At 63.0% G+C, this 20,641-nt stretch carries 22 protein-coding genes and 1 riboswitch; of the genes, 5 read left to right on the top strand and 17 right to left on the bottom strand.

The window, feature by feature from the left end:
- Positions 1–35 precede the first annotated feature (35 nt).
- Both moeA and moeB read left to right on the top strand, forming a co-directional pair.
- A complete protein-coding gene (gene moeA / locus CK627_RS18080) occupies positions 36–1,262 on the top strand; it encodes a molybdopterin molybdotransferase MoeA (RefSeq protein WP_095593031.1) in 1,227 nt (408 codons plus the stop codon).
- The gene (gene moeB / locus CK627_RS18085) at positions 1,259–2,014 is read left to right on the top strand and encodes a molybdopterin-synthase adenylyltransferase MoeB (protein WP_095593032.1); all 756 of its coding nucleotides are present in this window, start codon (positions 1,259–1,261) and stop codon (positions 2,012–2,014) included. Before moeA ends, moeB begins: the two co-directional genes overlap by 4 nt.
- 93 nt (positions 2,015–2,107) lie before the next feature.
- On the opposite strand, the gene CK627_RS18090 is transcribed toward moeB, so the two are convergent.
- The 16 genes from CK627_RS18090 to moaA form a co-directional block, all read right to left on the bottom strand.
- Positions 2,108–2,884 carry an alpha/beta fold hydrolase gene (locus tag CK627_RS18090; protein ID WP_010634435.1) on the bottom strand — a complete coding sequence of 259 codons (777 nt, stop codon included), beginning with the start codon at positions 2,882–2,884 and terminating at the stop codon, positions 2,108–2,110.
- A gap of 64 nt (positions 2,885–2,948) precedes the next feature.
- Positions 2,949–4,025: a molybdenum ABC transporter ATP-binding protein gene (gene modC / locus CK627_RS18095; protein ID WP_095593033.1), complete on the bottom strand. Its 1,077-nt coding sequence runs from the start codon at positions 4,023–4,025 to the stop codon at positions 2,949–2,951.
- On the bottom strand, positions 4,022–4,702 hold the full coding sequence (gene modB, locus CK627_RS18100) for a molybdate ABC transporter permease subunit (protein ID WP_016350259.1): 681 nt from the start codon (positions 4,700–4,702) through the stop codon (positions 4,022–4,024). The genes modC and modB overlap by 4 nt, the downstream gene beginning before the upstream one ends.
- Before the next feature lie 153 nt (positions 4,703–4,855).
- A complete protein-coding gene (gene modA / locus CK627_RS18105; protein WP_095593034.1) occupies positions 4,856–5,584 on the bottom strand; it encodes a molybdate ABC transporter substrate-binding protein in 729 nt (242 codons plus the stop codon).
- A 103-nt stretch (positions 5,585–5,687) separates the two neighbouring features.
- Positions 5,688–6,161: a molybdopterin synthase catalytic subunit MoaE gene (gene moaE / locus CK627_RS18110; protein ID WP_026141294.1), complete on the bottom strand. Its 474-nt coding sequence runs from the start codon at positions 6,159–6,161 to the stop codon at positions 5,688–5,690.
- A gap of 2 nt (positions 6,162–6,163) precedes the next feature.
- The gene (gene moaD, locus CK627_RS18115; RefSeq protein ID WP_005299353.1) at positions 6,164–6,409 is read right to left on the bottom strand and encodes a molybdopterin synthase sulfur carrier subunit; all 246 of its coding nucleotides are present in this window, start codon (positions 6,407–6,409) and stop codon (positions 6,164–6,166) included.
- Positions 6,406–6,930, bottom strand: a complete 525-nt coding sequence (gene moaC, locus CK627_RS18120) for a cyclic pyranopterin monophosphate synthase MoaC (RefSeq protein WP_095593035.1) — start codon at positions 6,928–6,930, stop codon at positions 6,406–6,408. The genes moaD and moaC overlap by 4 nt, the downstream gene beginning before the upstream one ends.
- Positions 6,931–6,939: 9 nt before the next feature.
- Complete coding sequence (gene moaB / locus CK627_RS18125) at positions 6,940–7,446, bottom strand: molybdenum cofactor biosynthesis protein B (RefSeq protein ID WP_095593036.1); 507 nt, start codon at positions 7,444–7,446, stop codon at positions 6,940–6,942.
- 268 nt (positions 7,447–7,714) lie between these two features.
- Entirely contained in the window at positions 7,715–8,305 is a 591-nt protein-coding gene (locus CK627_RS18130) for a cytochrome c3 family protein (RefSeq protein ID WP_005299345.1), read from the bottom strand.
- 11 nt (positions 8,306–8,316) lie between these two features.
- Positions 8,317–8,772, bottom strand: coding sequence for a nitrate reductase cytochrome c-type subunit (locus CK627_RS18135; RefSeq protein ID WP_005299342.1), 456 nt, complete (start codon positions 8,770–8,772; stop codon positions 8,317–8,319).
- Positions 8,772–9,647 carry a quinol dehydrogenase ferredoxin subunit NapH gene (napH, locus tag CK627_RS18140; protein WP_095593037.1) on the bottom strand — a complete coding sequence of 292 codons (876 nt, stop codon included), beginning with the start codon at positions 9,645–9,647 and terminating at the stop codon, positions 8,772–8,774. The genes CK627_RS18135 and napH overlap by 1 nt, the downstream gene beginning before the upstream one ends.
- A complete protein-coding gene (napG, locus tag CK627_RS18145) occupies positions 9,644–10,378 on the bottom strand; it encodes a ferredoxin-type protein NapG (RefSeq protein WP_017783901.1) in 735 nt (244 codons plus the stop codon). Before napG ends, napH begins: the two co-directional genes overlap by 4 nt.
- Before the next feature lie 15 nt (positions 10,379–10,393).
- Positions 10,394–12,883, bottom strand: coding sequence for a nitrate reductase catalytic subunit NapA (napA, locus tag CK627_RS18150; RefSeq protein WP_095593038.1), 2,490 nt, complete (start codon positions 12,881–12,883; stop codon positions 10,394–10,396).
- Positions 12,884–13,030: 147 nt separating this feature from the next.
- Positions 13,031–13,294: a chaperone NapD gene (locus tag CK627_RS18155; RefSeq protein WP_095593039.1), complete on the bottom strand. Its 264-nt coding sequence runs from the start codon at positions 13,292–13,294 to the stop codon at positions 13,031–13,033.
- A gap of 29 nt (positions 13,295–13,323) precedes the next feature.
- Positions 13,324–13,833, bottom strand: a complete 510-nt coding sequence (napF, locus tag CK627_RS18160) for a ferredoxin-type protein NapF (RefSeq protein ID WP_095593040.1) — start codon at positions 13,831–13,833, stop codon at positions 13,324–13,326.
- A 248-nt stretch (positions 13,834–14,081) separates the two neighbouring features.
- Positions 14,082–15,077 carry a GTP 3',8-cyclase MoaA gene (moaA, locus tag CK627_RS18165; RefSeq protein WP_095593041.1) on the bottom strand — a complete coding sequence of 332 codons (996 nt, stop codon included), beginning with the start codon at positions 15,075–15,077 and terminating at the stop codon, positions 14,082–14,084.
- Positions 15,065–15,204: riboswitch (molybdenum cofactor riboswitch) on the bottom strand. It overlaps the preceding gene by 13 nt.
- Positions 15,205–15,283: 79 nt before the next feature.
- On the opposite strand from moaA, the gene narQ reads away from it, so the two are divergent.
- The 3 genes from narQ (at position 15,284) to CK627_RS18180 (ending at position 18,314) form a co-directional block, all read left to right on the top strand.
- Entirely contained in the window at positions 15,284–16,996 is a 1,713-nt protein-coding gene (narQ, locus tag CK627_RS18170) for a nitrate/nitrite two-component system sensor histidine kinase NarQ (protein ID WP_005299320.1), read from the top strand.
- The gene (gene narL / locus CK627_RS18175; RefSeq protein ID WP_005299317.1) at positions 16,996–17,634 is read left to right on the top strand and encodes a two-component system response regulator NarL; all 639 of its coding nucleotides are present in this window, start codon (positions 16,996–16,998) and stop codon (positions 17,632–17,634) included. The genes narQ and narL overlap by 1 nt, the downstream gene beginning before the upstream one ends.
- A 104-nt stretch (positions 17,635–17,738) precedes the next feature.
- A complete protein-coding gene (locus CK627_RS18180) occupies positions 17,739–18,314 on the top strand; it encodes an LON peptidase substrate-binding domain-containing protein (RefSeq protein WP_005299312.1) in 576 nt (191 codons plus the stop codon).
- Positions 18,315–18,544: 230 nt separating this feature from the next.
- Here CK627_RS18180 and CK627_RS18185 read toward each other — a convergent pair whose 3' ends face one another.
- Positions 18,545–20,641 carry an ATP-binding protein gene (locus CK627_RS18185; protein WP_167385381.1) on the bottom strand — a complete coding sequence of 699 codons (2,097 nt, stop codon included), beginning with the start codon at positions 20,639–20,641 and terminating at the stop codon, positions 18,545–18,547.

Below are 20,641 nucleotides of genomic sequence, written 5' to 3' on the forward strand. Positions count from 1 at the left end.
TTCACCCCCCCTCCATCACACAATGAGGTCATGACATGGGATTTGATACCAGCGGACTACTCCCCCTGAGCGACGCCCTGCAGGGCATGCTGGCACAGCTTGACGGCTGCTGCGACAGCGAACAGTTGCCCTTGCCGCAGGCCCTTGGCCGGGTACTCGCCGCGGATATCGCCTCCCCCCTCAGCGTGCCCCCGTTCGACAACTCCGCCATGGACGGTTATGCGGTGCGGCTGGCCGATCTCGCCGGCGGCGCCCCCCTCATCATGGCGGGCAAGGCCTTCGCCGGTCAGCCCTACCAGGGCGAGTGGCCCGCCGGCCACTGCGTGCGCATCATGACCGGCGCCCCGGTGCCGGCCGGGACGGATGCGGTGGTGATGCAGGAAGAAACCCAGGCCGACGGCGACAGGATCACCTTTCTGACCACCCCTGTGCCCGGCCAGAACATTCGCCGCCGCGGCGAAGACATCCGCGAGGGCGCCAGCGTACTCGGCGCCGGTACTCGCCTCACCGCCCGGGAGATGCCGCTGCTGGCCTCCCTCGGCATTGCCACCGTGTCGGTGCGCCGACCGCTGAAAGTGGCCATTTTCAGTACCGGCGATGAGCTCAAACCGGTCGGTACCCCCCTCGCCCACGGCGACATCTACGACTCCAACCGCTACGGCGTGCGGGCCATGCTGGATCGCATGGGCTGCGATTGCCTCGACCTTGGCATTATCCCGGACGATCCCGCCCAGCTGCGCGCCGCCTTCCAACAGGCCGATCGCGAGGCCGACGCCCTCATCACCACCGGCGGCGTCTCGGTGGGGGAAGCGGACTTCACCAAACAGCTGCTGGAGGAGCTCGGCGAAATCGGCTTCTGGAAGCTGGCCATCAAGCCGGGCAAGCCGTTTGCCTTCGGTCGCCTGCCCCACGCCTGGTTCTTCGGCCTGCCGGGCAACCCGGTCTCCGCCATGGTCACCTTCGATCAGCTGGTGCAACCGGCGCTGGCCAAGCTGGCGGGCCAGCGTTTCGAGCGCCCGCTCCAGTTGCAAGCCACTGCCGCAGAGCCGCTCAAGAAGGCGCCGGGCCGGCTCGACTTCCAGCGCGGCATCCTGACTCAGGGGCCAAACGGCCTGGAGGTGCGCAGCACCGGCTCGCAGGACTCCGCCGTGTTCAGCTCCCTGTCGCGGGCCAACTGCTACATCGTCCTTGAGCGCGAGCGGGGGCGTGTCGCGGCAGGTGAGACGGTCGCCGTCGAACCGTTCGGGGGATTGCTGAAGTGAGCGAGATCCTGAGCGACGCCGAGCTCTTGCGCTACAACCGCCAGATCATCCTCAAATCCTTCGATTTCGAGGGGCAGGAAGCGCTCAAGCAGGCTCACGTGCTGGTGATCGGCGCCGGTGGCCTCGGCTGCGCCGCCAGCCAGTATCTGGCGGTGGCCGGGGTCGGCCGGCTCACCCTGGTCGATTTCGACAAGGTGGAGCTCTCCAACCTGCAGCGCCAGGTGCTGCACACCGATGAGCGCATCGGCCACGACAAGGTGGACTCCGCCGCCCACGCCCTGCGCGCCCTCAACCCCTGGCTTGAGGTGGAGACCCACACCGCCGTGGCCGACGAGGCGCTGCTCGATGCCCTGTTGCCCCACCACCAGCTGGTATTGGATTGCACCGACAACCTGGCCATTCGCAACCTGCTCAACCAAAAGGCCCGCCAGCACGGCGTGCCGCTGGTCAGCGGCGCCGCCATCCGGCTGGAGGGACAAGTCTGCAGCTTCACCTGGCAGGAGGGGGAACCCTGCTACGCCTGCCTCAGCGCCCTATTTGGCGAGCAGGCGCTCACCTGCGTCGAGGCGGGGGTGCTGGCCCCTGTGGTGGGACTGGTGGGCAGCCTGCAGGCGCTCGAAGCCATCAAGCTGCTGGCTGGCATGGGCAGGAGCTACAGCGGCCGTCTGCTGATGATCGACGGCCTGGGCGGCACCTTTCGCGAGATGAAGCTGCCCAAGCGCCCCGACTGCCCGGTCTGCTCGCACGGGTGAATCACCTCAACGAGCCTTTGCGCCAACAAAAAAGCCGACCCCTGGGTCGGCTTTTTTATCCACCTTTGCTGTCTACTCTGCTGTCTATTTCCCTCAATGGGTTGAGAGGATCCGCTGCAACAGATGATTGAAGCCGGAGGGATCTTCCGCCGGCCAGGCGTGATGGCCGTTGGGGGTGTGGATGGTGGCGTTGGGCAGAGAGGCGAACTGCTCCACCCGTTTGGCGAGCGGCAGATAGTCGTGGCTGGTGGAGATGATGGCCACCGGCTGCCAGATGTTGCCGAGCCGGGCGCGCACCGACCAGCCGGGCAGCGCTTCCAGCAGCGCCTTGTAGGTTTTCTTTTTGTTGCGCACGAAACGCAGCCGGAAGGTGTGACGCACCTGGGCAAGGTCGGGGCCGGGAAAGAGCTCGCGGCCGAGCCACCAGGCGAGCGGCCGCAGGCCGAACCAGCGCAGCCACTTGAGGCGCTGGGCAAAGCGCTCCTGCTCTTTTGGGGTCTCCAGCAGAAACTCGCTGCAGCCGTTGACCAGCACCAGCCCCTGCACCTTGTGTGGCAACTGCAACGCCAGCTCCAGCGCCACCATGGCCCCCAAGGAGAGCCCCACCACCCAGGCGGGCTCAGGCTGTTCGTCGAGCCAGTTCACCACGTCCGCCGCCAGGGTCGCCACGTCGAACGGTCCCTCCTGCATGCTCTGGCCGTGGCCGCGCAGATCCAGCGCCACCACCCGGTAGTGTTCGGAAAAGCGTTCGATCTGCGCCTGCCAGTCGAGGCTGGAGGAGCCCAGCCCGTGCAGCAGCAACAGCAAGGGGCCCTCCCCCGCGCTGCGCAGGGCAAGACCGTTGAATTTCATCACCTGATTGCGGCGCATCAGTTCATTGCCTCTCGACTCATCCGCTGAACCATCCTGATTTTCTGCCTCTTCTGCAATCCGCTCAACCCTCGCTGACCAGGCTCACCGCCTTGATGTAGGCGTAGATCTGCTGGTTCGGGGCGAGCGCCAGCCGTCTGGCGGAGCGGCTGGTGATCCGGGCCAGCAGTATCTGCTGACCCAGCGCCAACTGCAACAGGGTCTGACCGGGACGCACTTCGCGTTCGGCCAGCAATCGGGTGGTGAGGCAGTTGGAGAGGCTGGAGTGCTCGATGGGAGCGGTGGCGATCACCACGTCCCGCCCGGCCACCTTGATCTGCAGGGGGCCGCCGTCGTCCGGCACCTGGGTCATGGTGACTCGCAACTGCTGCTCGCCGAGCTGCAGGGTCGCCATCTGCTCCTCTTCATCGTAGTGAGAGAGGCTCGCCGCCAGCATCACCCCGGCGTCGTCGCGACTGGCAAGCGAGAGATCGGTGCGTGCAAAGATATCGCTCGGCCGACCTTGTGCCTCCACCCGGCCATCCGCCAGCAGCACCAGCTGATCGCAGAGCAGGCTCACCTCCTCCATGGCGTGGCTGACGAAGATCATCGGAATGCCGCTCTCCTGCTGCAAACCCTTGAGCACGTGGGCCTGATGGATGCGGCTGCGTCTGTCCAGCGCAGAGAAAGGTTCATCGAGCAGCAGCAGATCGGGCTCGGCCAACAAGGCCCGGGCCAGAGCCACCCGCTGGCGCTGGCCGCCGGAGAGGCCGTGGGCCGGCTGGGGCAGCAGTTCGGCAAAACCGAGCCGGGTCGCCAGCGCCTCGGGTTGCCAGCGCCCTCGCCCCTTGCGGGCCGCCAGTTGCAGGTTGCCGAGCACGCTCAGATGGGGGAAGAGGCGTGAATCCTGAAACACCAGGCCGATGCGGCGCGCCTCGGGCAGCAGATCGCTCAGCCCCCTGCCCTGCCAGTTCAACGTGTCGCCCGGTGCACGGTCCAGCCCGGCGATGATGCGCAGCAGGCTGCTCTTGCCGCAGCCGGAGGGGCCGAACAGACCGAGGATCCCCCCGAGCTCCAACGCCAGTTCACAATCGAGGGTAAAGGCGCCGAACGCCCGCCTCGCCTTGAGTTGCAACAGTTTCGCCTTGCGGGTGTCGCTCATCCGAACAGCCTCCGTTGCCGGCGCTGCAGCACCCCGTACACCAGCACCAGCATCACCAGCGAGAAGCCCATCAGGCCACCCGCCAGCAGGTGGGCGTTTTGATAGTCCATCGTCTCCACGTGATCAAACAGGGCGATGGAGAGCACCTGGGTTTCGCCCGGGATGTTGCCGCCAATCATCAACACCACCCCGAACTCCCCCAGGGTGTGGGCAAAGCCGAGCGCCGCCGCCATCACGAAGCTGGGCAGCGTCATCGGCAAGATGATGTGAAAGAAGCGCTCTACCGGCCCGAGCCCCAGGGTGGCGGCGGCCTCCAGCTCCTTGTTGCCCATGTTGACGAAGGCGGAGGTGAGCGGCTGCACCACGAAGGGGAGCGAGTAGAGGATGGAGGCGAGCAGCAGACCGGTAAAACTGAAGGCGAGCGGCGCCCCGAAGGTGTCGCGCCACCAGGCGCCCAGGCCATAGGAGGGGGAGAAGGCCAGTAGTAGATAGAAGCCGAGTACCGTCGGCGGCAGCACCAGCGGCAGCGCCACCAGGGCCTCCACCACGGGTCTGAGCCTGTGCTGGCTGCGCGACAGCCACCAGGCCAACGGCGGCGAGAGCAGCAGCAGGATGGCGGTGGTGCTGGCTGCCAGCCTCAGGGTGAGCCAGACCGCCAGCAGATCCCCTTCACTCATCGGACTCACTCCCAACGCCAGATCCAGCACCAGACACATCGATTGAGCCGCATTTCCAGATGAATTCAGGCAACGGCATGGTGTGCATCCTTATCGCAAGAGTGGGCCGACCCGAGGGCCGGCCACTCATCAGGCAGGTGTGTGGTTGCGCCATCACTGGGGCAGCGCATAACCCGCCGCCTTGATCTCTGCCTGACCCGGCCCCTTGAGCCAGGCCACCAGCGCCTCGACCGCCGCCCCTTTCTTCAATACCAGCCCCTGCTGTTCGATGGGCGGATAGAAGTCGGCCGGCACGGCCCAGGCTTCGCCGGTCTTGCCCGCCTCCACCAGGTTGGCCCAGGCGACGAAGCCCAGCTCGGCGTTGCCGGTGTCGACGAACTGCCAGGTCTGGCCGATGTTGGTACCGGTCAACAGGCGGTACTGCTTGGGATCGATCTTGAGATGGTCGAGGGTCGCCATGGCGGCGGTGCCGTAGGGCGCGGTCTTCGGGTTGGCGATGGCGAGGTTGCCCTTCCAGCCGCGCAGGGTTGCCTCGTCAGGAGCCGGCCCCCCCTTCTGCCACAGACCCAGCTGGCCGATGGCGTAGGTGAAACGCTCGCTGCCCTTGCCCTCCTGCTCCAGCTTCTGCGGGGTTTTCACGTCGGCGGAGAGGAAGAGGTCGAACGGGGCGCCGTGGCTGATCTGGGTGTAGAGCACCCCGGTCGCGGCGGAGGAGATGGCCAGGGTGTGGCCGGTCTTGGCGGTGAACGCCTTGCCGATGCGCTCTATGGTGCCCTTGAAGTTGGCGGCCACGGCCACCTTGACCTCGTCGGCCTGCACGGCACCTGCCTGCAGCGCACTGGCGCAGACCCCGGCGATGACAACGGATAACAGCGGTTTCATTCCTTTACCTCCTGAGTGGGGCCGCTTCTATCGCTCCCCAGCCAAGGGGGCGGCCCCGAAAACAGGGGCCGCGGCTCCCGATGAGCCAGCCCCCTTGAACAGGTCAAGCTTGCCAGCGGGCGGCGGCAGTGTTGTCGCTCTCCTTGGCCTCGACCCAGCGTTGTACTCCTTCGGCGGTCAGCTCTTTTTTCCAGAACGGCGCCCGGGTTTTCAAGAAATCCATGATGAAGTGGCAGGCCTCGAAGGCCGCCTCGCGGTGAGCACTGCTCACCACCACCAGCACGATCTGATCGCCGAGCAGCAGCTCGCCGATGCGGTGGATCAGGGTGCACTCCTGCAGGGGCCAGCGGCTGCGGGCCTCGGCCACTATGTCCGTCAGCGCCTTCTCGGTCATGCCGGGGTAGTGCTCGAGGGCCAGCCCCTTCACGTGCTCCCCCTGATTGAAGTCGCGCACCTTGCCGACAAAACTGACCACGGCGCCGGTGTCCTGCCGGGCGGCGAGACGGGCATATTCGTCGGCCAGCGAGAAGTCTTCCCGCTGCACCAGGATGCGATCGGTCATGGTTGCCTCGCTCATCATCAGCCTCCGGTCACCGGCGGGAAAAAGGCGACCTCATCGCCATCATGAAGGGGCGTATCCAGCGGCACCAGGGTCTGGTTGACCGCCACCAGCAGTTTGCCCGCTTCCAGCGCCAGCGCCCACTTGTCGCCGCGCTCGCACAAGGCGGCGCGAAGCGCCTCGGCACTGGCGTAGTCACAGGGCAGGCTCAACTCGTCGCAGGCCACCAGCTCTCTGACTTGCGCAAAAAAGAGTACCTTGATCATGCATTTTCTCCTGCACCGGCATTCAACTGGAAGTGACCGGACTTGCCGCCCTTTTTCTCCACCAGACGAACCTGTTCGATCACCATGTCCTTTTGCACCGCCTTGCACATGTCGTAGATGGTCAGCGCCGCCACCGACGCGGCGGTCAGCGCTTCCATTTCCACCCCTGTCTTGCCCGAGAGCTTGCAGAGGGTGCGAATATGGACCCTATTTTGCTCCGCCTGGGGTTCTATCTCTACCTCCACCCGGGTCAATGCCAGCGGATGGCAGAGGGGAATGAGATCCGAGGTCTTCTTGGCCGCCATGATGCCAGCGATGCGGGCAGTGGCGAACACGTCCCCCTTGTGGTGCTGACCGCTCAGGATCAGGGCCAGGGTGTCGGGAGCCATGGCGACAAACGCCTCGGCGCGGGCTTCACGCTCGGTCACCTGCTTGTCGGTCACATCCACCATGTGGGCTTCGCCGCTCTGGTTGAGATGGGTCAGGCCGGGCTGAGGCTGCTTGGATTCGGTCGGGTTCATCAGAGGCCCTCAAAGATGGGAGACGAAGTTGCACGGCTTGGTGCGGGCATCGAGCTGATCGCGGATAAGTTTCTCCCACCCCAGCTGGCAGGCACCGGTAGAGCCCGGCAGGCAGCAGATCAGGGTGCGATTGGCGAGACCCGCCAGCGCGCGGCTCTGCATGGCGGCACCCTTGATGTCGGCGAAGGAGAGCTGACGGAACAGTTCGCCAAAACCCTGCACTGTGCGCTCGAACAATACCCCGACCGCCTCGGGCACCCGGTTCTGTTCGTTGAAGCCGGTGCCGCCGTTGATGAGCACCACCTGCACTCCCTCATCGGCGATCCAGTCGCTCACCTGGGCGCGAATACGAAACAGATTGTCGGGGCAGAGCGCCCGGCCGGCCAGCTGATGGCCCGATTCAGCGAGGGCGGAAACCAGATAGTCGCCCGAGCTGTCATCGGCAACGGTGCGGCTGTCGGAGACCGTCAGCACGGCGATCTTGAGGGGAATGAATGCGTTGTGTTTCTGTCCCATGGGCAGCTCCTGATGGCAAAGGACCGTGAGCAAAGAGAAGAAGAAAAGCGGCCAGGATCCCGGCTGACAGCGCTCGCTGGTGGCACGGTCCATGCCCGCCCGGGCTGAACCTTTGGCCTTGCTGTCATGCGCTGCGACTCACGGCGGGCCGATTCTATCAAAACTCCCGCCAGAGGGGGGATTTAAAGGAGGCACAGTGGTGCTTTTGCCCTGGCCGGGCGAAATATGAACGAGGCCGGGTGAACCCGGCCTCGTTGCTGGTGCAGGCTTAGAAGCCCTTCACCCCTGTCATGTCGGGCAGCTGGTGAGCAATGCCCTTGTGGCAGTCGATACAGGTACTCTCGCCGCTGGCCAGGCTGGTGGAGTGCATCTGGGCACCCCGCTTGCCTTGCAGCGAGAAGTCCATGTATTCGAAGTTGTGGCAGTTGCGACACTCCCTCGAATCCGTGTCCTTCATCCGCTTCCACTCCCGCTCGGCCATCTCGCGCCGGTGCGACTCGAACTTCTCGCGGGTGTCCACCTTGCCGGTGATCATGCCCCACAGCTCCTTGGAGGCCTGCACCTTGCGGATGATCTTGTAGGTCCACTCGTGCGGCACGTGGCAATCCGGGCAGCTGGCCCGCACGCCGGAGCGGTTGGCATAGTGGATGGTGTCGCGGTACTCCACGAACACGTTGTCCTTCATCTCGTGGCAGCTGGTGCAGAACTTTTCGGTGTTGGAGGCTTCCATGGCGGTATTGAAACCGCCCCAGAAGATGACCCCGCCGAAGAAGCCCATCAGCAGCAGTACCCAGAGGGCTGCCTTCGAGGGGGACTTGAAGGTGGTCCACAGACGCTGGATAAAGCCGGGTAATTTCATCTATGGGTTCCTCAGTTCAAGGCTTCAACTGGTTTAAACGTATTTTCCACCAGCGGCTTGGCATCCGCTTGCGGCACGTGGCACTGCAGGCAGAAGTAGCGGCGGGGGGATACTTCTCCCAACGTCATGCCGTCACGGGTCTCGAAGTGAGTCGGGCTGATCTTGGGGGCCTTCATGGCGCTGGCGTTCTTGAAGCTGTGACAGGCCAGGCACTTGTTGACCTTGTTGTCCACTTCATAGTTGCGAGTGTCGTGGGGGATCAGCGGGGGCTGATGCATGTACTGGCGATCGTAGAGATCACCATCCTTGCGAAAGTTCTTCATGGGGGCCGCATCGGCATCCGTCACCAGATCCGTGCTCCCCCGTTCCGACTTGATGCCCCCCGTGCTGTTGGTGATCTCGGGGACTGCCGCCATCAAGGAACCTGCCATCAGACAGGCCAGCATTGCTCCAATCAGCTTCTTCATTATTTGTTCTCCGACGTTTTCTCTGCCTTGACGGCAAAACCTACAGTGATTTCAAAAACTTGCTCCGCGCAGACATCGATGCAACGGCCGCAGTTGGTACACTCCTGAGCCGCAATCAAAGGCCCGTGACCACGCTTGGCACCGTGAACGGGGCCGCGCAGGATGGGACGTTCCGGGCAGACCGCATAACAATCCATGCAGTTGCTGCACCGCTCGCGCCCCTTGGCAGAAATCTTGATGAACCCGACCCGGTTGACCAGGGCATAGAAGGCCCCCACCGGACAGAGATGACCGCACCAGCCCCGCTCCACCACGAAGAGGTCGAACAGGAACAGCACCGCCAGCAAGGCCCAGCCCGCCCCCATGCCGAACAGCAGGCCGCGCAGGGTGAGCGACACCGGATTGACCAGCTCCCACACCAGTACACCGGCGATGGCCGGCGCCACCAGCACCATGGCCAACAGCCAGTAACGGGTATTGCGGCTGAACTGGCCATTGCCCTTGAGACCGAGCCGGGCTCGCAGCCAGGCGGCGGCATCCGTGATGAGGTTGACCGGACAGACCCAGGAGCAGAACACCCGCCCCCCGACCAACCAGTAACCGGCGAGCACGATGGCCGCTCCCAGCCACAGGGTGGTGATGGGCCAATGGCCCGCCGCCAACGACTGCAGCAGGGTCAGCGGATCCGTGAGGGGTACTGTCTCCAGCAACAGTGAGCTGGAGAGGTTGCCCTCGAGGATCCAGATGCCCGCCAGCGGTCCCAGCAGGAACAACCCCAGCACGCCAAACTGGCTGAGCCGGCGCAACAGCAGGAAGCAATGGGCGCGCCACCAGCCCAGCCTGGCCGTGGCTTCGGCTCCCGGATAACGACTCATAGCCCCTCCGGTTTGCGGGTTGGCAGGGTGAGCCTGTCGCCGATGAGCGACTTGCCCGCCTTCGCCTTCTCTTCCCAGCCGAGCCGGTAGTGGTGGCCCAGCTCCCCCTTGGCGAGCTGACGAGGCACCACCTTGATGGCCGCCTCCTCCAGCACGCAGGCATGCTCGCACTTGCCGCAGCCGGTACAGACATCGCTGTGTACCGTGGGCAGGAACATGGCGTGCTTGCCGGTGCGCTGGTTGTGCTGCAGCTCCAGAGTGATCGCCTTGTCAATCAGCGGGCAGACCCGGTAGCAGACGTCGCAACGCAGCCCCAGGTAGTTGAGGCAGGTCTCGTGATCGATGAGCACCGCCACCCCCATCCGCGCCTGATCGATGTCGGTCATGGCCTGATCCAGCGCCCCGCTCGGACAGGCCGCCACGCAGGGGATGTCGTCACACATCTCGCACGGCACGGCGCGCGCCTTGAAGTAGGGGGTGCCGGTGGTCACGGGTTCAAACAACCGGGCGAGCTTGAGGGTGTCGTAGGGGCAGGCCTCGACGCAGAGCCCGCAGCGCACGCAGGCGCCGAGGAACTCGGCCTCGTCGAGGGCTGCCGGCGGGCGCAGCGCCTGGGCAGGCATGGCCTGCACCTGCTGGCGCGCCATGCCGCCAAGCCCCACGCCAAGCAGGCCCACACCGCAGGCCCCCTTGGCCATGTCGGCCAGAAACTGGCGCCGACTACGACTCATCTCGCGCTCCCCGCCTTATGCCTTGACGACCTTGACGGCGCACTTCTTGTAATCCGTCTCTTTGGAGAGCGGATCGGTGGCGTCCAGAGTCAGCTTGTTGACCAGCTGGCTCGCGTCGAAGAAGGGCATGAATACCAGTCCCTTGGGCGGACGGTTGCGACCGCGGGTCTCGACCCGGGTCTTCACCTCGCCACGGCGGGAGGAGACGATCACCTCTTCGCCACGGCGCATGCCGCGAGCCTTGGCATCTTCCGGGTGCATGAACAGCACCGCATCCGGGAAGGCGCGATAGAGCTCAGGGACCCGGCGGGTCATGGTGCCGGTGTGCCAATGCTCCAGCACGCGACCGGTGGAGAGCCACATGTCGTACTCTTTGTCCGGTGCCTCGGCGGCCGGCTCATAGGGCAGCGCGAAGATCACCGCCTTGCCGTCCGGCTTGCCGTAGAAGCGCACCCCTTCGCCCGCTTTCACGTAAGGGTCGAACCCTTCACGATAGCGCCACAGGGTCTCCTTGCCGTCCACCACAGGCCAGCGCAGGCCACGGGCCTCGTGATACTGATCGAACGGCGCCAGATCGTGGCCATGGCCGCGCCCGAAGGTAGCGTACTCTTCGAACAGCCCCTTCTGGACGTAGAAACCAAAGTGCTCTGCCTCGTCGTTGAGCGCCCCCTTGCTCTGCTCTTTCGGGAACTGGTTGACCTGACCGTTGGCATAGAGCACGTCGAACAGGGTCTTGCCCTTCACTTCCGGCATCTTGGCGATGAGCTCGGCCGGCCACACCTCTTCCACGGTGAAGCGCTTGGAGAACTCCATCAGCTGCCACAGGTCGGACTTGGCCCCTTCCGGTGCCTTCACCTGCTGGTGCCAGAACTGGGTGCGACGCTCGGCGTTGCCGTAGGCCCCCTCTTTCTCCACCCACATGGCGGTCGGCAGTATGAGGTCGGCCGCCTGGGCGGTCACGGTCGGGTAAGGGTCGGAGACCACGATGAAGTTGGCCGGGTTGCGATAACCGGGCAGCCCCTCTTCGTTCATGTTCGGGCCGGCCTGCATGTTGTTGTTGCACATCACCCAGTAGGCGTTGAGCTTGCCGTCCTTGAGCATGCGGTTTTGCAGCACGGCGTGATAGCCCACCTGCTCCGGGATGGTGCCTTCCGGCAGCTTCCAGATCTTCTCGGCGATGGCACGGTGCTTGGGCTCGGTCACCACCATGTCGGCTGGCAGACGGTGGGCGAAAGTGCCCACTTCACGAGCGGTACCGCAGGCGGAGGGCTGACCGGTCAGGGAGAAGGGACCGGAACCCGGCTGGGAGATCTTGCCGGTCAGCAGGTGGATGTTGTAGCAGAGGTTGTTGGCCCAGACACCGCGGGTGTGCTGGTTGAACCCCATGGTCCAGTAGGAGACCACCTTCTTGCTCGGATCGGCATAGAGCTGGGCCAGCTTCTCGAGCTTGTCCTTGGAGACGCCGGAGAGCTTGGAGACAGACTCCAGATCGTAATCCGCCACGAACTTGGCGAAGTCGTCGAAGCTCATCGGGGTGGAATCGCCGTTGTCCGGGTTCTTGGCCTTCTGCTGCAGCGGGTTGGTGGGGCGCAGGCCGTAGCCGATGTCCGTGGTGCCCTTGCGGAACTGGGTGTGCTTGTTGACGAACTCCCAGTTCACCTTGTCATTCTGGATGATGTAGTTGGCTATGTAGTTGAGGATCGCCAAGTCGGTCTGCGGGGTGAACACCATGCCGTTGTCCGCCAGCTCGAAGCTGCGGTGCTCGAAGGTGGAGAGCACGTGCACCTGCACGTCCTGGTGGGACAGGCGGCGATCGGAGATGCGCGACCAGAGGATGGGGTGCATCTCGGCCATGTTGGAGCCCCACAGCACGAAGGCGTCGGCCTGCTCTATATCGTCGTAGCAGCCCATGGGTTCATCCATGCCGAAGGTACGCATGAAGCCCACTACCGCGGACGCCATGCAGTGACGGGCATTGGGATCCAGGTTGTTGGTACGCAGACCGGCCTTCATCAGCTTGGCGGCGGCATAGCCTTCCCACACGGTCCACTGGCCGGAGCCGAACATGCCGACGGCGGTCGGGCCCTTCTCTTTCAGGGTGGCCTTGAACTTCTCGGCCATGATGTCGAAGGCCTGATCCCAGCTGATGGGGGCGAAGTTGCCGTTCTTGTCGAACTTGCCGTTGGTCATGCGCAGCATGGGCTGGGTCAAACGATCCTGGCCATACATGATCTTGGACAGGAAGTAACCCTTGATGCAGTTAAGACCGCGGTTGACCGGTGCATCGGGATCGCCCTGGGTCGCCACGACGCGCCCATCCTGGGAACCCACCAGCACAGAACAGCCGGTACCGCAGAAACGGCACGGCGCCTTGTCCCACTTGATGGCAGTCTTGTCGGTACTGGTGATCAGATTGGCCGCCAGCGTGGGGGCACTGACACCAGCCACGGCAGCGGCTGCCGCCACCGCGTTGGCCTTCATAAAGTCGCGTCGACTCAGCTTCATGGCATATCCTCACATTGCTTATCGCGTAAGTTGTCGAGTGTATCGAACTGGTTTTGGCTCAGGGCGGCGAACTGGAACCCTGGCTTCTTTTTTCTGTGCATCCATGGCGGCCATCATGATGAGTCACGCAGGCTCGACCTTATGGCGCTACTCCTTGCACTGGGCATCGAGCTCATCGAACTGGTGGTAAATCAGGGCGGCGGACAGCACGCCCGGCATCGCATTGATGGCATCGATGGCCGTCATGATGGGCCGCTGGCTCGGGCCTTCCAGGGTCACCACCAGCTTGCCCTCATCACTGACGGCATGGATCTCGGCCCCCTCGAGGGCCGCGATCTCGTCTGCGAGCCGGTGGCGCAAGGAGGGCTGGGTCAACACCACCAGGCTCGATACATGGAACTCTTGTTTCATTGTGGCTCCTGCTTCACACACATCTTGCTTCATCTGGACTCCTCGCTGGCGGGGGCTCCCACCCGGATGCTGCCGACCGGACAATCCTTCACACAGGCACCGCAACCGGTGCAGTCTGCGGCCTCGATGCTGGGGGTCGGTACCCGGCCCAGCACGGGGGAGAAATGGATCGCCCGGGGCTCGCAACTGTCCTGGCAGCGCTGGCAGAACACCTGACCCTGAGCCAGACAGCTGGCTTCAATATGGGCGATGTATTGCCAGGGCGCCTCCGTGGTCGGACGAAATATCGGCACTTTGCAAGCGGCGACACACTCTCCGCAGAAGGTGCACTCACCGCGCAGAAAATCCACGGTCGGGAAACCGCCATCGCCCTTGACCAGGATCTGCTCCGGGCAGGCCGTGAGACAGTCACCGCAGCGGGTGCAGTCGGCGGCAAAGTCGGACCAGGCGACGGACCAAGGGAGTTGTACCCGAGGTTCATTCGATGTCAGACGACCCCGAAACAGACTGCGACGCGACAGGTTGACCCCATCCGGCATAACGGCTCCTTGTTGCTGGTGATGGCGCACGAGTGAGTCCTATGACAGGTATTTTCAATACCTATTATAAGAGTGGGTGTATATTGCGGCCCTGACAAGGTCAGGGATATACCACCAGGGAGATAAACAGGGGGGATTCTTGCGCTGGATCAAACCCTTGGCGCAGGAAAGAACAACGGGGGCAAGACAAAATACCCCCATTTGAGGATTGCTTATTAATCGATGGCTATTTTTTCGAGCAAGGCCGCTCAGCCACCGATGGAGGCCAGATGCGGGGTCATGCCGGCATTGCCTTCGTGCAGCCTGTGGGTCGCCGCCTTGCCGGCAAGGGCGCTGCGGATCCGCTGCTGCAATTCATCCTGCTGGCCATCGGCCGTCAACAGATCGCGCAATTCCACCCCGTGGTCGCCGAACAGGCAGAGGTGCAGCTTGCCGAGGGAAGAGACCCGCAGCCGGTTGCAACCGGCACAGAAATCCTTGCTGTAGGGCATGATGAGCCCGACCCCACCCATCGACTCCGGATGCATGAATACCTGGGCGGGGCCATCGTCGTCGCCACGCAGCTGCTGCAACCAACCGGCATCGAGCAGACGCTGTTTGATGAGCGCCCCACTGGCGTGGTGATCGCGAAACAGGGTATCCATCTCGCCGGTCTGCATCAGCTCGATGAAACGCAGCTCGATGGGTTGGTGCCGGATCCAGGCCAGGAAGGCATCCAGCTGGTGGTCGTTGAGCCCCTTGAGCAACACGGCGTTGATCTTGACCGACTTGAAGCCGGCGGCCAGCGCAGCTTCGATCCCCTCCATCACCTCCGCCAGCTTGTTCTCGCCGGTGATCTGGTGAAACTGACGCGGATCCAGGCTGTCGACGCTGACGTTGAGGGCGGTCAGGCCCGCATCGAACCACTCCTTGGCCCGCTCTTTCAAACGATACCCATTGGTGGTCATGGCCACCTTCTCGATGCCGGGGGTATTGGCCACCGTCTCTATGATGGCGGTGAAGTCCCGGCGCAGGGAGGGTTCCCCGCCGGTCAGACGCACCTTGCGAGTGCCCATGGCGGCAAAGCCACCGACGACGCGACGGATCTCTTCGAGAGAGAGAAAGGGCTGGCGCCCCGCCTTGCCACCGGCCGGTGGCCGATAGCCATCCGGCAAACAGTAGGTACAGCGAAAATTGCACACGTCGGTGACCGACAGGCGCAAATAGTAAAAACGACGGGAAAAACCATCTTGCAGTGGCGACATAAACACCTTTCCAAATACGGGAGGCCAGGGCATTTCTTTCCTGACCCTTACAGCTCGAACATCGGCTGACGGCGGTTTCCCCCTATCATGAGGACTTAGGCAAAACCGCTCGGAGTTCATCTAGTTTTTCGATGCTAGCACAAGTTGGAGTACACTCCCATGCTACTTTGTGGGGTTATTGTCTGCAGTGAAGGAAGAGAGCCGGCATGGGAAAGTGGTTCAAAGTACATTCGGTCAGCAGCGCCATCGGACGCTCCATGGTGCTCATCCTGTTCATGGCGAGCCTGATCGCCGTGGTGGCCATGGTGACCCTGTTCTATTCGGTACCCGACGCCAAAGCGATCAACCTCTCCGGCTCCCTGCGGATGCAGGCCTACCGGATGGCCTACGAGATTGAACAGGGCCAGCAGGTGCTGAGCCGGCTCGATCAGTTCGAACAGACCCTGCACGCCGCCGAGCTGCAGGAGACCCAGCGCTGGATCACCCCCGCCTCCCTGCGTCGCACCTATGGCGAGGTGCTGCAGCAGTGGCAGGTAATGCGCGAGCACATCGAGAATGCCACCCCGCGGCGCTACACCGACAACACAGAGCAGTTCGTCGCCGCCATCGATGATTTCGTCAACCAGATGCAGTATCACGTGGAGTTCAAGGTGCGCATGCTGGCGCTGGCCGAGGGGCTGGGGCTGCTCTCCATCATCACCATCGCCTGGTTCACGGTGCGCTTTACCCGCCAGCAGGTGGTGGCCCCGCTCAACCAGCTGGTCTATTGCGCCCGCCAGATCCAGCGCCAGGAGTTCGATCTGACCCTGCCCCCCCGCTGCGAAAACGAACTGGGTGAGCTGTCAGGGGCCTTCGTCACCATGGCCGACGAGCTCGGCAAGCTCTACCGGGAGCTGGAGAGCAAGGTGGAAGAGAAGACCGCCAAGCTGCAACAGGCCAACGACACCCTCTCCTTCCTCTATAGCACAGCCCAGAAGCTGCACGCGGCTCCGTTGAGCCGGCGCACCCTGCTCAAGCTGCTGGAGCGGGCGGCGGCCCACCAGCACATCGACTACATCCGGCTGACCCGTTTCGAGCACAACGCCATGCCGGACTACATCACCGGCCGCAAGGGTTGGCCAGGCGATCTGGAGGCGGTGGTCAGCTTCTATCTGCAGATGGACGAGCAGGAGTATGGCCGGCTCGACGTCATCAGCAGCCATCCCATCGACGAGCGGTTGATGAAGAACTTCTCCATGCTGCTGGCCCAGGTGCTGCACAAGGATCAGACCCTGCTGCAACACCAGCGCCTGCTGCTGATGGAAGAGCGGGCCGTCATCGCCCGCGAGCTGCACGACTCTCTGGCCCAGGCCCTCTCCTATCTCAAGATCCAGGCCACCCTGCTCAAGCGCTCGTTCGCCAAGGGGGATACCGCCAAGGCCGAAGCCGCCATGCAGCAGATCGACGAGGGACTTGGCAGCGCCTACACCCAGCTGCGCGAGCTGCTCGGCACCTTCCGCCTCAGCATTGGTGACGCCAATCTCGGCGAAGCCATCAAGGTGATGCTGGAGCAGCTCAAGCCGCAGACCCAGGCCGAGATCAGGCTCCATTACGGTCTGGCCGATACCGACCTCGAGGCGGGTCAGCACATTCACATTTTGCAGCTGATCCGTGAGGCAGTCCTCAATGCCATCAAACATGCCAGCGCACAAGTGATTGATGTTAGCTGTGAGACCCTCGCCGATGGTAACATCCAGGTTCAGATTTCAGATGATGGTGTCGGAATAGGGATCGCAAGCTCGGCGGTCAACCACTACGGCCTGAGCATCATGAACGAGCGTGCCAACAAGCTGCATGGCCTGCTGACCATCAGCGAAAGGCCGCCCAGAGGCACCTGCGTACATCTGACCTTTCCCACCAGCCTAACAAGAGACGCCTGATGGACGAGATGAAATATAGTGTTCTGGTCGTGGATGACCATCCCCTCATGCGCAAAGGGATTGTGCAACTGCTGGCACTGGAAGAGAACATCGAGGTCGTCGGTGAAGCTTCCAATGGTACCGACGCCGTCGCCATGGCCAAGGAGTCCGAACCGGACCTGATCCTGCTCGACCTCAACATGAAAGGTCTCTCGGGCCTGGACACCCTCAAGGCGCTGCGCGCCGAGGAGGTGACCTCCCGGGTGGTGATCCTGACCGTCTCCGATGCCCGTCAGGATGTGGTGGCCCTGCTCAAGGCCGGTGCCGACGGCTACCTGCTCAAGGACACCGAGCCCGATATGCTGCTGGCCCAGCTGGCAGACGTGATGACCGGCAAGCAGATCCTGAGCGAACCGCTGCGCCCCTACCTCGAGAACATCTACGAGCTGGATCACCTGCAGCAGAAGCTGGAGAGCTTAACGCGTCGCGAAATGCAAATCCTGCGTGAAATTGCAAAGGGCCTCTCCAACAAACAGGTCGCCTCCGTGCTCCATATTTCCGAAGGCACGGTCAAAGTTCACGTCAAGAGCCTGCTCAAGAAACTAGAGGCGCAAAGCCGCGTGGAAGCGGCTGTCATGTACCTGGAGCAGCGCAACTAAGCCCCCTTTTTACCCAGCCAAAGCCACCGTCCGGTGGCTTTTTTCATCCTCTGGCACAGTCGCTGCATTGTCCTGTTCAGTAACAACTGAATGGAGGATGGAACATGAAACTTCAACCTTTGGCACTGTTCCCCTTGCCTTCCCACATCCTGCCTGGTGGCAAGCTTCCTCTGCGTTTGTTTGAGCCGCGCCACCTGCAGATGCTCAAAGAGTCATTCATCAATGACCAGGGGTTTGGCATCGTGATGGAAGAGGCAACCACCTCGGGCAAGTCGGGTCGGATCCTGCCGGTCGGCACCCGGGTCAAAGTCACCGACTTTTACACCCTGAATGACGGCCTGCTCGGTGTCACCGTGCTCGGCATGGAAAGATTCTGCATCCACGAGATGGAGACTGACGAGCTGGGTCTGCGCCGGGCCAAGGTCGAGGCCCTGCCCAACTGGCCGAGCACCCACTCCAATTTCAGCGACAAGCCGCTGGTCACCCGGTTGCAGGAAGTGTTCGAACAATATCCGGAGCTCGACGAGCTCTATCCGGACAAGCGGTTTGACGATGCAGCCTGGCTCTGCCAACGCTGGCTCGAGATCCTGCCGATGCCGATCTATGAGAAGCAGATGTTGATTGCCAAACAAAATAGCGAAGCGGCTCGTCAATTCTTGCGCCGTCTGATCGCACAGTGAGTCAATTCGGGCTTTGCAAAATGCAAATATTCCGATAATGAAAATGTCAATTTCGCATTTTGCAAATTGCAGGACGCAATAAAAACCGATAATCGCGCTGCAAGCCCTGTAAAACCGGTTCTGAAAAGTTGGCACGACTTTTTCATATAGAATCGTACAACCCGATTTATCCCGTGCTCTCTTCAGTATTTGCTGAAGAATTGGTCAACCACCCAGGTTGACCATTTTTTTTAGCTGCGATCCGGTGATGCGGGATGAAAATGACGTTGCAGGCACTCTCGCAACCGCATCAGACTGATGGGCTTGGCCAGAAAATCATCCATACCCTGTGCCAGGCACCGGGCTCTGTCTTCCGCCATGGCGTTGGCCGTCAGCGCCACTATGGGCATGCGGTAACCCAGCTCCCGCAAGCGGCGGGTCGCCTCCAGTCCATCCATCTGCGGCATTCGCATGTCCATCAGAATGAGATCCGGCTGTTGCTGGGCGACCTGCGCCAGCGCCTCCAGTCCGTTGGCGGCCACTCTGACCCGGCTCACCAGCTTTTGCAGCATGAGCGAGACCACCAGCTGATTGACCGGGCTGTCCTCCACCACCAGCACATCCAGAGCCTGAATGGGCTGCTGATCCGGCTCGGGTCGGCTGCTGCACTCGCATGGCAGCGCCATGCCCGGCAAATCGAACCAGAAACAGCTGCCCTCGCCGGGGGCACTGCGCAGATGGATGCTGCCCCCCATCAATTCCACCAGTCGCTTGCTGATGGCCAACCCCAGTCCGGTGCCGGAGAAGCGGCGGGTGGCCGAGCTGTCCACCTGGGAAAAGGGCTCAAACAGCAGCGCCTGATCCTCGGCCGAGATGCCGATCCCGGTGTCGGTCACCGTCACCCGCAACTGCTGATCATGCCACTCCAGCTGCAACAACACCCGACCCGTGCTGGTGAATTTCACCGCGTTGCCAAGCAGGTTGCTGATCACCTGGGAGAGGCGCACCGGATCCCCTTGCAACTGGGCCGGCACGGCCTCATCGACCTGCCAGCGCAGATCGATGCCCTTGGCGACAGCCCGCGCCAGCAACGGCTCGATGAGGGACTGGCAGAGCTGGGCCGGCTGCAGCGTCTCGCAGTGAAACTCCAGGGTGTGAGACTCAATCTTCGAAAAATCGAGTACGTCGTCGATGATGGTCTGCAGCAGGCGCGCCGCATGGGTGGCATGGCCAAGCAGCGTCTGCTGCTGGGGTTCGAGCTGGGCGTGTTGCAGCAGATCAAGCATGCCCAGCACCGCGTTCATGGGGGAGCGGATCTCATGGGTCATCATGGCCAGAAACTGCGACTTGGCACGGTTGGCTGCTTCCGCTTCGTCCCGCGCCCTGGCCAGCTCCTGCTCACGGCGGATCTGGTTGCCCACATCCCGCGCCGTGCCGCGATAGCCGATGAAAACACCGGCCCCGTCGAAACAGGGTTCGGCGTTGATCTCCATCCAGCGCGGCCCCCGCGCCAGGCTGACCTGCACCCGCACCGCCCGTACCGGCAGGTGCAGGCCGATGAGCCGGCGGTACTTGCCCCATTCGGGATCCCGCCTGTCATGGGCGTAGTCGTAGAGACTCTGGCCAGTCTGATGCACCAGCATCTCTTCCTGCTGGCCAGGGGCCGAGACGTAGCTCAGCCTGTGCTCGGTATCCGTCTCCCAGAACCAGTCGGAAGCCATGCCGGCAAAGCTGCGAAAACGCTGCTCACCCGCCTGCAACGCCAGGGTCTTGAGTTCAACCTGCTCCTGCAAGCGGGCCCGATAAGCGATGTTGACCAGTGCCTGGGAGATGAGCGGCCGGCAGCGCTGCATGGCTGCCTTGCTCTTGAGATCGAAGGTGCCCATCAGGGAGTGGCGGCAGATGAGCACGCCGGAGAAACCGGGGGCCCGCAGCCCCGTCATCATGACGCTGGCCCAACCCGTCACATCGGCCAGCGGCGCCAGCTCGGGCAACTGGGTCGGGTCATAGATGACCAGGGTCTCCCCCTCGATGGCCCGGGAGAAGATAGGAGTCAGCTGCCAGGGGCGGCCCACCTCCCCCTCCTGGGTGCTGAGGTGGGTCAGCCCCCCCTCGCCCTCCCAGGCCACCACATCCGCGTGTTCGAAGCCGATGAAGGGTTTCAGCACCTGGATGAGGCTGTCCAGCACCTGCTCCAGCGTCTGGGCATCGGCCAGGGTGGCCACCCCGCACAGCAGGGTTTGCGACTCCTGCCGGTATTTGGCCTCGCGCTCCCGACAGCGCACCAGCTCCACCAGGGTGGTCTGCAGCTTGTCGCCAAGGGCTTCCAGTTCCGTATTACCAATCAT

This window comes from Aeromonas dhakensis (genome assembly GCF_002285935.1).
Taxonomy (GTDB): Bacteria; Pseudomonadota; Gammaproteobacteria; order Enterobacterales; family Aeromonadaceae; genus Aeromonas; species Aeromonas dhakensis.